9 protein-coding genes, 1 tRNA gene, 1 pseudogene and 1 riboswitch are annotated in these 11,955 nt (G+C 64.5%); of the genes and pseudogenes, 8 read left to right on the forward strand and 3 right to left on the reverse strand.

Features of this window, described 5'->3' with window-relative positions; translation table 11 throughout:
• The first annotated feature begins 102 nt into the window (after positions 1–102).
• Positions 103–252, forward strand: coding sequence for a DUF5679 domain-containing protein (locus NFR41_RS08675; RefSeq protein WP_251231521.1), 150 nt, complete (start codon positions 103–105; stop codon positions 250–252).
• Positions 253–556: 304 nt separating this feature from the next.
• Positions 557–2,260, forward strand: a complete 1,704-nt coding sequence (locus tag NFR41_RS08680) for an FAD-dependent oxidoreductase (RefSeq protein ID WP_251231522.1) — start codon at positions 557–559, stop codon at positions 2,258–2,260.
• Positions 2,261–2,344: 84 nt separating this feature from the next.
• Here the strand turns inward: NFR41_RS08680 and NFR41_RS08685 are convergent, their stop codons facing one another.
• Positions 2,345–3,838 (reverse strand): helix-turn-helix transcriptional regulator, encoded by a 1,494-nt coding sequence (locus NFR41_RS08685; RefSeq protein WP_251231523.1) that lies wholly within the window; start codon positions 3,836–3,838, stop codon positions 2,345–2,347.
• Between the two features lie 248 nt (positions 3,839–4,086).
• On the opposite strand from NFR41_RS08685, the gene NFR41_RS08690 reads away from it, so the two are divergent.
• A complete protein-coding gene (locus tag NFR41_RS08690) occupies positions 4,087–5,436 on the forward strand; it encodes a citrate/2-methylcitrate synthase (RefSeq protein ID WP_251231524.1) in 1,350 nt (449 codons plus the stop codon).
• Positions 5,437–5,593: 157 nt separating this feature from the next.
• Positions 5,594–6,610, forward strand: a complete 1,017-nt coding sequence (locus tag NFR41_RS08695) for a 4-(cytidine 5'-diphospho)-2-C-methyl-D-erythritol kinase (protein ID WP_251231525.1) — start codon at positions 5,594–5,596, stop codon at positions 6,608–6,610.
• Positions 6,611–6,854: 244 nt separating this feature from the next.
• On the opposite strand, the pseudogene NFR41_RS10600 reads toward NFR41_RS08695, so the two are convergent.
• Positions 6,855–6,995: pseudogene (locus tag NFR41_RS10600) on the reverse strand (cytochrome c3 family protein); the annotation flags it as partial.
• Between NFR41_RS10600 and NFR41_RS08700 the strand changes: the two are divergent.
• Positions 6,934–7,206: a response regulator transcription factor gene (locus NFR41_RS08700; RefSeq protein ID WP_251231526.1), complete on the forward strand. Its 273-nt coding sequence runs from the start codon at positions 6,934–6,936 to the stop codon at positions 7,204–7,206. The pseudogene NFR41_RS10600 and the gene NFR41_RS08700 overlap by 62 nt on opposite strands.
• Positions 7,207–7,423: 217 nt before the next feature.
• Positions 7,424–8,134, forward strand: coding sequence for a peptidylprolyl isomerase (locus tag NFR41_RS08705; protein ID WP_251231527.1), 711 nt, complete (start codon positions 7,424–7,426; stop codon positions 8,132–8,134).
• Between the two features lie 71 nt (positions 8,135–8,205).
• Here NFR41_RS08705 and NFR41_RS08710 read toward each other — a convergent pair.
• Positions 8,206–8,296 (reverse strand) — tRNA-Ser (locus NFR41_RS08710).
• Positions 8,297–8,676: 380 nt separating this feature from the next.
• On the opposite strand from NFR41_RS08710, the gene NFR41_RS08715 reads away from it, so the two are divergent.
• Both NFR41_RS08715 and NFR41_RS08720 read left to right on the forward strand, forming a co-directional pair.
• A complete protein-coding gene (locus NFR41_RS08715; protein ID WP_251231528.1) occupies positions 8,677–9,219 on the forward strand; it encodes a shikimate kinase in 543 nt (180 codons plus the stop codon).
• Positions 9,220–9,654: 435 nt separating this feature from the next.
• Positions 9,655–9,802: riboswitch (glycine riboswitch) on the forward strand.
• Positions 9,803–10,207: 405 nt separating this feature from the next.
• Entirely contained in the window at positions 10,208–11,776 is a 1,569-nt protein-coding gene (locus tag NFR41_RS08720; protein WP_251231534.1) for an alanine/glycine:cation symporter family protein, read from the forward strand.
• The last annotated feature ends 179 nt before the right edge of the window (positions 11,777–11,955 follow it).

An 11,955-nucleotide genomic window follows, 5' to 3' on the forward strand; every position in this document is an offset into this window, starting at 1 on the left:
GCCGCCGTGTGCCTGGGGCATAGGGGGTTCGCCCTTGCGGTCTCGGGAAAGAAAGAAGAATGTGGGCGGAGGCCCACCATAGAACGGGAAAGGGTATTTCAGATGGCTATCGAAGCTTATTGCGTCAAGTGCAAGGAAAAGAAGGTCATGAAGGACCCCGTCGAGAGCACGACCAAGAACGGCAAGCCGATCACCAAGGGCAAGTGCCCCGACTGCGGTACCACCATCTGCCGCATCGGCGCTGCGAAGTAGCCTTCCTGCTTCAACTGTTTCACCGCAAGGCGTCCCCTCGGGGGCGCCTTTTTCGCGCTCGGGCCTAGGCGCAGCCCGACGAAACGCGCCGCCTACGGCGGAGGGTCGTCCACGCCCGCGCCTTTCCGAGCGGCATCGACGGGGAGCGCGGAGAAAAGCGCTCCCGTTTCCCCAGTTCAAATCGCTGACATAATTTATGTGAGGGCGATGGGGCCATTCTTCCCAGTTCCTTGTGAAGCGCGCAGGGGCGAAACATGGGACCATGCTCGCCGTCTTGTTTCCAGCCTATTCGAGGAGGGTATACATGGAGAACATCAATCGACGCGGGTTTCTGAAGGGCGGCGCTGCGCTCGCTGCCGGAGCGGCTCTGGCGGGTCTTGCCGGATGCGCGCCGACCAACCAGAAGGGCAAAGAAGAGGTATCCGCCCAGGCGGCGACGAAACCACTGCCCTTGGACCTGAAGGAGTCCGACTTCGATTTCAGCGTCGTGGAGCTCGAGCCCATCACGGATTTTGCCGAGGAGCAGACCTACGACATCGTGGTCGTGGGTGCTGGTTGCGCTGGCGTGCCGGCCGTTCTGACCGCCGTCGAGGAGGGGGCGAGCGTGGCTTGCCTGCAGAAGGAAGCCGCCGTGTCCGCGAACGGCAACGGCGCCTCCTTCGTGGTGAACGCCGAATCGAACCCGGCGGGCATCTCGCGCTGGCGCAGCAGCTGGGCTGAGCGCAACGATTGGCGCATCAACAACAAGCTCTTCGACTACTACGTCCGCTACGCCGAGGAGGCGGTGCCGTGGGTCGTCGCCCAGGGCCGCGCCGCCGGCATCGAGCCGGTCGAGTACCTGACGTCTTCGACCATCTCCTACGACGACGGCGGAATAGTCGCCGTCTGTGACGTGACCCAGGCCTCCAACAACGACCTGATGACCGCGCTGGCCAAGGTGGCCGAGCAGCAGGGCGCCACGTTCTATTACTCCACGCCGTGCGTGCAGCTGGTGCAGGCCGAGGACGGCACGGTCACCGGCGCTATCGGCAAGAAGGCCGACGGCTCCTACATCAAGCTCAACGCCACCAAGGGCGTGGTCCTGGCCGCGGGCGACTACATGAACAACGATTCCATGGTTAGCCGCAACCTGCGCGACTCCATGGCGTTCCCCGTGTGCCTCATCAACCATACCGGCGACGGGCACATCATGGGCATTCTGGCCGGTGGCCGCATGGCGCCGCTGGGCCACGCGCGCCAGATCCACACCAACTATATCGGACCGTTCATGTTCTACAACTTCCTGGCGCTCGATGCCCACGGCAACCGCTTCTGCAACGAGAACATCCCCATGTCCAGCTTGAACGGCGCCATGGCCCAGACCTTCCAGCCCAAGGACGGCGGCATTCACTACCGCATCTTCGATTCGAAGGTCGAAGGCGGGTTCAAGGGTCTGCCCGGCGTGCCCGCGGTGGCGCTCGTGGGTGAGGGGTCGGCGTGGATGGACGCCGAAATCGTGGTGTCCGGCAACACGCTGGAGGAGCTGTGCGAGAACGCGGGCATGCCGGTCGAGGCCGGCGTGGCCTCCATCAAGCGCTACAACGAGCTGTGCGCCCAGGGACGCGACGACGACTTCGGCGTGCCGGGATCGGACATGTGCGCCATCGATACGCCTCCGTTCTTCTGCATCAAAGGCGACATTGCCATGTCGGGCATCAACGCCGGCGTCATGGTGGACGAGTTCTACCGCGTGATCGACGACGAAGGCCAGCCCATTCCGCATCTATGGGCCGCCGGCATCCAGGCGGGCAACCCCTGCGGCGGCATCAACTGGAACATGCCGGGCGGCTTCTCCAACGCGCATATCTTCACGGCGGGACGCTACACGGTCATCAACGCGCTGACCGGCGGCATGGAGCCGAAGAACCCCGGCGGCTTCGAGCAGGTGTCCGACCTGTTCAAGGACCAGGACGGCAAATTCGCGTGGCAGACGCCCGAGATGTGCGACCACGAGATCACCGTCTGGTAGGAGCGCCGACGCAACGTTAGGCGAGCAAATGCGCGACGCCGTTTGGCGGAAGCGGGTACGATCGGGGGCCTGGGCGATTCGCCGTCAGGCCCCCGCTTCCATTTGCCGCTGCGCCGTCTGCACCAGGTCGATCAGCTCCTGGCGGGAATGGATGCCCAGCTTGCGGTACAGACCCTTCGCATAGGTTTGCACGCTGTTGATGGACACGACCATCTCCTGGGCGATGCGCTTCTGGGTATTCCCCTGGACAAGCAGCTCCATGACCTCGCGCTCCCGCTTGGACAGGCCGTGGCTGCGGGCGATTTCGTCGAAGACGGAGCGCTCGTCGCCGTGGGAATCGGTCCCAAGCGGGTGGGAGACGTCGGCGGGCGCTTCGGCGACGGACGCACAGGACGAGAGGCTGCCGATGAGCTGGACGGTCATGAGCACGAGCCCGGCTGTCATCGCGAAGGCCGTGACCAACGTGACGGCGCTGACCAGCGTGGGGTACTGCTCGGGGGACGCGGCCAGCGGCTCGCCGAGCTGCGTGAGCAGGTCGATGCCCAGGACGGTCGCGGGGACGACGCACGCGCAGGTCCAAAAACCCCAGCTCCGGTCGCGTTGCCAGTAGGTGACCGCCGCCCAGAGCAGCACGAAGGCCATGGGTCGACTGGGCAGGATTATCACCTGGCAGAAGGCGGCCGCCTGCGGATAGAAGAGCGCGACGACGTAGAGGCAGGCGACGCACAGCAGGAAGAAGGCGAACCACGGGATGGCGGTGCGCTCGCGCTTGGCATTCCAGGCCACGCTGAGGATGAGGGCGCCGTAGAGGACCAGGCTGATGCCGTAATGAGTCCAGCCGTTCGCGAACCATCCGGTGCCTTGCGAGCCCGTGGAGATGTTCATGAAGGCGGCGCTGCCGATCAGGTAGAACACGCAGATGGCGGACAGCAGGAGGGGCGAGGGGGCGAAGCCGTGCGCCCCTCCTGCCGACAGGGGGGCGTTCGGGTCGATTGCGCCGTCGGGTACGCTGCGGACGGCGGCGGGCGCCTTCGCTCCGGCGGCCAGGCAGAGCGGCCCGGCCGCGAGCATCATGACGTAGCTCGTGGTGCTATCTACGCCGAATTCGTCCAGCAGGCCCACGACTCCTCCGATGACGGTGGAGAGCAGCAGCGAGAAGGCCAGCAGCAGCGCCGCCCGTCCGTTGTCGAAGACGGCGAGCAGCGCGCAGACCCAGACGGACAGCACGAACCCGTACAAGCCGAACAGCACCGCATAGGCAAGGACCCAGGGAATAGGTGCGACGACGCCGAGCGCCTTGAGCGCCGCAGATACGATCACGGTGGCGAGGAACAGCGAGAACGTGCCGACGAGGGCCCCGCGCGACGCCGATAGGCGGCCCCCGCGGTTGCCGGCTATACCCGTCGCGGCGGAGCAGAAGCACAGCGACAGCACGAGAGCAAGGAAAAACGAAGATTCGAGGGTCTTTCCGTCGACTTCGGAGAACAGGTCGACGGGGAAGGGCATCAGCGCGAAGAACGACCAGTAGCACGCAAGGGAAAGCGCGGAGAGCACCAGGTATGTGCGCGAAACGGTCATTCGTCTCCAAAGCGAGTTTTCGTCCAGGCGGTAGTATATTGTAGCGGAAGGCTCCCGCTCGTGCCACAGAAGCGCCGGGCGCCTCCCCGACGATGCGCGCCTGCGGGGCATGAGGGCGGGCAATTGTGGTGCGCCGCCGACCCTGCGGGGTTTCAGCTCCGCAAGCGGCCCAAGGTGCGCTACCATGATTCGGAATGGATTGACGACGGCCCCTCTTCGGCGGCTGAATCGATTGAAAGGAGCTGCCTGTGGCGACGGACGGCAAGCTTGCCCTTTACGAGAACTTCATGGCCATCAACTCCGTGGACGCCGGCGGCTACGAGCGCTTCGACGTGAAGCGCGGCCTGCGCAACGCCGACGGCACGGGCGTCATCGCTGGCATTACGAATGTCTCCAACGTGCATGGCTACGTAATGTCCGATAATGTTAAGGTGGCCGACGAGGGCCATCTGACCTACCGCGGCTACGACGTATACGACCTGCTGGGCGACGAGGGGTCCAACCGCCGCTTCGGATTCGAGGAGGTGGCCTATCTGCTGCTTATGGGGTCGCTTCCCACGCAGGAGCAGCTGGACCGTTTCGTGGCCGAGATCGATTCCCAACGCGAGCTGCCCGACGGCTTCACCGCCTCAATGATCATGCGCGACACGCCGCCCGACATCATGAATATGCTGGCCCGCTCGGCCCTGCTGCTGTACGCCTATGACAACGACGCCGAGGAGCGCTCCGCCGAGCACGAGATCCACGCCGCCCTGTCGCTCATCTCGCGCCTGCCGCGCATCATGGTGCTCAGCTACTATGCCGTGCGCGCCCGCTACGCCAACGAGTCCATGATCATGCACCGCTTCGTACCGGGGCAGTCCACGGCTGAGACCATCCTGTCAATGCTGCGTCCCGACCGCTCCTTTACGCCTGAAGAGGCCCGGATGCTCGACATCATGCTGTGCCTGCACGCGGAACACGGCGGCGGCAACAACTCTACGTTCACCACGCGCGTGCTCACCTCCTCCGACACCGACCCCTACTCCACCTACGCCGCAGCCCTGGGCTCGCTCAAGGGCCGCAAGCACGGCGGCGCCAACCACCAGGTGCGTGCCATGCAGGCCGAGATCAAGCAGGCGGTGAAGGACTGGGCCAACGAGGATGAGGTGGCAGCGTACCTGGCCAAGATCGTGAGCAAGCAGGCCTACGACAAGTCGGGCCTGGTGTACGGCATGGGGCACGCGGTGTACACCAAGAGCGACCCGCGCGCGGTCATCTGCAAGCGCTTCGCCTCGCAGCTGGCTGAGGGCACCGAGTTCGAAGCCGAGTTCAAGCTGCTGGAATCCATCGAGCGGCTGGCCCCGCAGGTCATTCTGCAGGAGAAGGGCACGAGCAAGGACATGTGCGCCAACGTGGACATGTACTCCGGCTTCGTCTACTCCATGATGGGCATTCCCGACGAGCTGTTCACGCCGCTGTTCGCCTGCGCGCGCATGCCCGGCTGGGCGGCGCACCGCTTCGAGGAGATCGTGTCCGGCAAGCGCATCATCCGCCCCGCCTATAAAGTTGTGGGCAGCCTGCATCGCGAGTACGTGCCCATCGAGCAGCGCGGCTAGAGCCGCGCAAGCCAAGCGAAAAGAAAGCCAAAAGCGCGTGCGAGGGTGCGCTGGAGGTGTGTCAGGGGGACGTGTGCCTTCAGGACGCCCCCGGCCCCCTGACACGTGCCGCTGCTCGTTTTCTGCAAAGGTTGTTGAATAGTAGGAAGGCTCTGACGTGGGCGAACGCGGAAGCAAGATAGACATGATGGATACGGCGCGGGCTGCGCAGCGCACCGAGGTCGATCCGTTTCTGCGCCCAGGGGCTTTGCGGGTGATCGCGCCTGCCAAGGTGAACTTGTTCCTGGGCATCGGGCAGCGAAGGGCCGACGGCTACCACGACGCCCTTAGCATCATGCACTCCCTGGCGCTGCACGACGTGGTGTGGATGCGTCGCGAGCCGCTGGGGTATCCCGACGGGGCGCAGGGGGAGATTGCGGGGCCGAAAGTTTCAGCCACCATGCGCTTCGCCGCGGGGCTGCCTGCGGTAGACGTTGACGACGACGACAACCTGGCCGTCCGCGCGGTGAGGATGCTTGCCCGGGAAACCGGCTGCGGCGCCGGCGAAACCGTTGTCATGCACGTGGAGAAGGCCATCCCCGCCCAAGCGGGCCTGGGTGGCGGTTCGTCGGATGCGGCGGCGGCCCTGGTGGGCGCATGCCGGTTTTGGGGCTTGGGCGCCGACGATGCGCGCGTGGTGCGCGTCGCCCGCAAGCTGGGGGCCGACGTCGCCTTCTTCCTGCACGGGGGCTGTGCGGCCCTCAGCGGGGTGGGAGACGAATTTCATCACGCCTTGGAACCTATGAAAAGCCCTGTGGCCCTTATCAAGCCCGTCCAGGGCGTGTCCACGGCGGCGGCGTACCGTCTGTTCGACGAAGACCCGCAGCTGGTAGACCAGCAGCGCTACGACCGGGCCTTCGCGGCGAAGCAGGCTGCCGAGGTGCCCCTGACGAACAATCTGGTGCCTGCGGCCGAGTCGTTGCTGCCCGAGCTGGCCGATATTCGCCGGTGGGCCCAGGGGCAGCCCGGCGCGCAGAACGTGCTCATGTCCGGCAGCGGCTCGGCCACTTTCGTCGTGTGCGAAAGCTTCGCCGCAGCCACGGCCCTGGTAGCTGCTGCTCGCGCCCGCGGCTGGTGGGCCCGTGCCACCAGCTTCAGCCCCTTGGGCGCCGCTTTGGCCCCTGTGCGTCGCTAGGGGGATCCTCGGCCACCCAGTGCCGATCCCGCGGGCGAAGGCGCCCTCGGCCACGCGGCGGCTGCGAGCAGGCTGTCAGCCGGGCTGCGTCGAAAAAGAGAAGAGAGCCCCGGCCGCTGGGAGGGAAGCAGCCGGGGCTCTTTGCATGGGGCGCTTGCAGCAGCGCCGGAGGGAAATGCTCGGGGTAGCGCGGCCTGCAGGCCCGTGGGGCCGCCGCCGGGCGCCGGAAGCGAGCGCCTGCGCCCTAAACGCTGCGCTCGCGGATCTCGTGGCAGGTTCCGCATTGGAAGATGCCACGGTGATGGCATTGGGCGCAGTACTTCATGGCGTCCTTGGACAGGTTCTTCGAGTGGTTGTTGTGGCAGTCGGTGCAGGTGGCGGGGTTCTCGCTGTTGGTGGCCGCCGCCTACAAGCTGACGCCCCGCGAGAGCGAGGTGGTGGTGCTGTTGGCTTACGGTCGCACGCTGGCCATCATCGCCCGCGACCTGCAGATAGCCAAGGGCACGGCCCGCACGCACATCGAGTCGATCTACCGCAAGCTGGGCGTCCACAAGCAGCAGGAGCTCATCGACCTGGTGGAAGGCTTCCAAGCCTGAGGCTGCGGCCTGGGTGTTCTGCAGCACCCCGCCCTGACCCCGCAGCCGCCTCTCTTCTTGCAGCCTGTGGTGAGCGACGCAAAATAGGATGGTGCATCGGATGGAAAGTGCCGCCGGTTTCGTTAGGATGAGCCCAGCGCAAAGGGGCCATCGGCGTCGCATCGCCCGTCCCCTTCGATTCAGCGAGCAGCGGAAATCCAAAGGCAAGGAGGAGCTGATGGGACGCGTAGAGCTATCAATTTACATGCCGAATTACATGCCGAACGGAAGCGAGGAGGTAGCGATCGACACTACGCGCGGCTCCGTTCGCGTGCGGCTGTTCGGCAAAGAGTGCCCGGTTACTGTGGGGAATTTCCTCGAGCTGGCGGCGAAGGGGTTCTACGACAACCTGAAGTTCCATGCCTACCGCGAAGGCAGCGCTGTGATGGGCGGATGCCCGGTTACGCGGGCAATGGGGCCAGCTCAGGTGCTGGCTGCCACCCAAGGGCTCATTCGCGGGATGCATCCGGGGACGGGCGATGCGCGATACACCATCGTTGACGAGTGGGCCGCCAACCCCAAGAACGTGCACAAGCTGGGCAGCCTGTGCTTCGCGCACAAGCAGGCGCCGAATTCCGGGAGCAGCCAGTTCTACTTCTCGCTGGGCGAGCAGCCCCAGTTCGACGACCAGTACACCGTGTTCGGCGAGACGGTGGAAGGGCTGGACGTGGTGCAGAGCCTGCGCGTTGGCGACGCGATTACGGGCATCCGCATTGAAGGCGCCGATGAAGAGCGCCTGAGCTGGGCAATTTCCCAGGAAACCCCGCATCCTGAAACCGCTCGGGAAACTATGGAGCGCCTGGAGCGCCAGAAGGTAACCCGCGAAGCGGAGAACGAAGCAGCAGAGAAGACTGCGGCGGCTACCGAAGGCGATGGGATTATTGCCTGAATGCGCGTTGGCGCACAACGCAACTGAGCGTCTTGCGCTGCGGTGGTTTGTCTGTTGCAAGGGATAGAAGGTGGCGGAGAGCTGGGGATTCGAACCCCAGACACCCTTGTGGGGTGTACTCGCTTAGCAGGCGAGCACCTTCGGCCTCTCGGTCAGCTCTCCGCGTGCCATAAGTGCAGTTGCTAATAATACCGCGACCCCGAACCCAGCGCAAGCGCGAAGAGGGTGCTCGCACATTATCCCCGCTTGGATAGCAAGGGTGCAGGCGACTGCCGATTTGCGAGGATGGCGGAGCGGTCCTTTTCGAAGAGGCATCCGCGCGATACGCCCCGCCGAGTCCGCCAGCATGTCCGTGCCAAGGGAGCGTGCGCTTTTGGCGCGCGGAGGGTCAGCGGAAGGACGGAAGCGAGCCGGGCGCGTTAGAGGGCCGCGCGCCTTCGACGCGCGTGGGTCGGCAGAAGGCGATCTGGGGGTGCCCCTCGCGTTGCCGGCGGTGGTGTATAATTCGCGGGCGAACGTAGTGGCTGGCCGAGGAGGAGCTCATGAACCAGGGTATGGCGGACAACGTGGCGAACGACAACATCGTGCTCATCGGCATGCCCGGCGCGGGCAAGTCGACGCTGGGCATTGTGCTGGCGAAAATCATGAACTACAACTTCATTGATGCCGATTTGGTCATCCAAAACCAGTGCGACCGCACGCTGCAGAAGATTATCGATGGGCTGGGCCCCGAAGGCTTCATCCAGGTGGAGAACCAGATCTTGAGCGACCTGAAGGCCGAGCGCTCCATCATCTCCACGGGCGGTTCTGCCGTGTACTCCGACGAGGCCATGAAGCACCTGGCGCAGATTGGCACTATCGTGTACCTGAAGATCAGTTACGAGGAGCTGGTGCGCCGCCTGTCCGACCTGCAGGAGCGCGGCGTGGTGCTGAAAGGCGGCATTGGGATGAGCCTTCGCGAACTCTACGACGAGCGCCGCCCCCTGTACGAGCAGTATGCCGACGTGACCGTGGATGTGAACGACCTGTCCCTTACGGCCGCAGCCCGCAAGGTGGCTGACGCCATCGAAAAGAGCCGCAAGTAGTCCGCATTATCCAGCAGCCCGCAGCGTCTAGCAGCTGTATCATCTAGCAGGCCACACCCGCATCATCTAGCACCCCGCACCCTCATCATCTTTTTGTGGCAGAGATTCGGGGTTTGACAAACGAGGGAGGACCGCGTGGAAGGGCGCGCCGGCTACTGTTATCAGGAAGGCCAGAAAAAGGCCTGGTGAGGGATGTCCTTGGAGTGTCATTGCCGTCGGTTTGCTCTGTGTCCCCGCTAAATTCTTGGGGGTAATTTGCCAAACCCGGAATCTCTGCCAGATTTGGCCGTTCGGCGGGACAATCAGCCCCGCTCGCGGAGTTTGCTTTCGGCGAGGTAAGGACGCCCGACGCGCAAGTTGTTAGAATTCCGCTCACAATTGCATAGCGCACCCCGATGACGCGTTCTGGACTGCCGTTCGGCAAGACAGAACGAAGAAGGGGCCTCTGGAGAATCCCATTCGCGCAAGCGAGATGGGTGCCGAAGGGGCAAGGCAGGCTCGGGCGGACCGGTTCCGCGCACGGAGCCGGCGGTTCACCCCACCGCCCGCCGAAACTCTCAGGCAAAAGGACAGAGCAGATCGGACGCGTCCCGCAAGGGACAACTCGGACGATTCGATCGCGCGACTTCGTTTGGCAACCCGTTCTTCTCAAGCGAAGCCTCCTTCTTTTCCAGAACCCCATACTCTTTCCAGTTCGGCACAAGGCCGTTCTAGAACGCGTCATCGACCGCGCTAGGCAACGTGCTTGCGCACGGAGCGGAACGTTCGGTGCACGGGCAACCGGGCTGCAGACCTAGGTTTTTCGAGCACTGCAGGCTGTCGGTTGGCCCTTCCGAACAGCCGGCCCCGGCTCGCGAGGCCGTTGCGGTCTTTTCGATCGCTCGGGCAGCCGGCCCCGGCTCGCGGAACCGTGGCAACTGGCCGACGCATCCGTTCGCAAGCGGAACTGCAGGTGTTTGTTCTAGAGGAGGTTTCAGTGGAAGAGGCAATGGAGTCGTTGGACGCCGTGCTTGCGGTCATCGACGATTTCGTGTGGGGAGTGCCGCTCATGGTGCTCATTTTGGTGGGCGGCATCCTGCTTACCGTGCGGCTGCGGGGCATCCAGTTCCGCCATCTGGGCCGCGCGTTTCGCTACATGGTGAAGAACGAGGACGGCGCCAAGGGCGAGGTGACCAGCTTCGGGGCGCTGTGCACGGCGCTTTCGGCCACCATCGGCACCGGTAACATCGTGGGTGTGGCGACGGCTATCGTGGCCGGCGGCCCGGGCGCCCTGTTCTGGATGTGGCTGGCGGCGCTGTTCGGCATGGCGACGAAGTACTCGGAGGGCCTGCTGGCGGTGAAGTACCGCAGCGTGGACGAGAAGACCGGGCACGTGCTGGGCGGCCCCTTCTACTATATCGAGCGCGGCATGGGCAAGCGCCTGCCGAAGATCAGCTGGAAGTGGCTGGCGAAGATCTTCGCGTTCTTCGGCATGTGCGTGGGCTTGTTCGGCATCGGCACGTTTACGCAGGTGAATTCCATCTCGGGCGCGATCACCGGGTTCTTCGACCCCGAGAAGGCGAACACGGTGAGCATCTTGGGCATGGACTACTCCATTGCCACAGTGGTGGGGTCGCTGGTGCTGGCGGTGCTGGTGGGCTTGGTGGTCATTGGCGGCCTGAAGCGTATCGCCAAGGTGTCCGAGCGCGTGATCCCCATCATGGTAGTGGTGTACGTGGGCTTCAGCCTGGTGCTCATTTTCGCGAACCTGGACAAGGTGCCTGCGGCCTTCGGCGTGATATTCCAGAGCGCTTTCGGCCTGCAAGCGGCGGCCGGAGGCATGCTGGGCGCCATCATCGTGGCTATGCAGAAGGGCATCGCGCGCGGCATCTTCTCGAACGAGGCCGGCTTGGGCTCCGCTCCCATCGCTGCGGCGGCCGCCCAGACCCGCGAGCCGGTGCGCCAGGGTCTGGTGTCCATGACCGGCACGTTCCTGGACACCATCGTCGTGTGCACCATGACCGGTTTGGCCATCGTCATGACCGGCGCCTACCAGGTGCCCGGTCTGGAGGGTGCGGCCATCACCACGGCGGCGTTCCAGGCGGGCCTGCCGTTCCTGCCTGCGTCGGCGGTGGCGTTCATCCTGATGGCGTGCCTTGCGGTGTTCGGTTTCACCACCATCCTGGGCTGGGATTACTACGGCGAGCGCTGCCTGGAGTACTTCAGTAACGGCTCCATGAAAGCCGTGAAGGTGTACCGGTGGCTCTACATTGCAGCAGTGTTCATTGGCCCCTACATGACTGTGGCTGCGGTGTGGACCATCGCCGACATCTTCAACGCCTGCATGGCCGTGCCGAACATGATTGCGCTCATCGCGCTGTCCGGTGTGGTGGTTGCCGAGACCCGCGACTACTTCAAGCGGTTGGAGGCTGCTGACGGCAAGGAGTCCGGCATGGAGCCGCATTTGCCCGGCGACGACTGGTCGGTGCCGCCTATCGACCCGCTGACCGACCGGCTTGGAATGCCCGGTCCGGCGGCGGACCCAGCGGTGGATGCGCAGGCGCGATCCATCGGGTAGGCGCAGCGGCATTGGCTGGGCGCGACGCCGTTCGCCACGTGCGGTGACGCTCGGTAATTGCAGGTGAGCGTTGCGAAAAGAAGGCTCCCCCTCCTAAGCGAGTGAACTGCACCCCAGTTCTTAGACGGGCTAATAAAGACTAAGCTGCAAGGGACTGATTCCGGAACTCCTCCGGAGTC

Source organism: Adlercreutzia aquisgranensis, assembly GCF_943193145.1.
In the GTDB taxonomy this organism is placed as follows: Bacteria; Actinomycetota; Coriobacteriia; order Coriobacteriales; family Eggerthellaceae; genus Xiamenia; species Xiamenia aquisgranensis.

Bases quoted from the DNA above. Each gene is read 5' to 3' on its own strand.
- NFR41_RS08675 (WP_251231521.1), top strand. From the start codon at position 103: ATGGCTATCGAAGCTTATTGCGTCAAGTGCAAGGAAAAGAAGGTCATG.
- NFR41_RS08680 (WP_251231522.1), top strand. From the start codon at position 557: ATGGAGAACATCAATCGACGCGGGTTTCTGAAGGGCGGCGCTGCGCTC.
- NFR41_RS08685 (WP_251231523.1), bottom strand. From the start codon at position 3,838: ATGACCGTTTCGCGCACATACCTGGTGCTCTCCGCGCTTTCCCTTGCG.
- NFR41_RS08700 (WP_251231526.1), top strand. From the start codon at position 6,934: ATGGCGTCCTTGGACAGGTTCTTCGAGTGGTTGTTGTGGCAGTCGGTG.
- NFR41_RS08705 (WP_251231527.1), top strand. From the start codon at position 7,424: ATGGGACGCGTAGAGCTATCAATTTACATGCCGAATTACATGCCGAAC.
- NFR41_RS08715 (WP_251231528.1), top strand. From the start codon at position 8,677: ATGAACCAGGGTATGGCGGACAACGTGGCGAACGACAACATCGTGCTC.
- NFR41_RS08720 (WP_251231534.1), top strand. From the start codon at position 10,208: ATGGAGTCGTTGGACGCCGTGCTTGCGGTCATCGACGATTTCGTGTGG.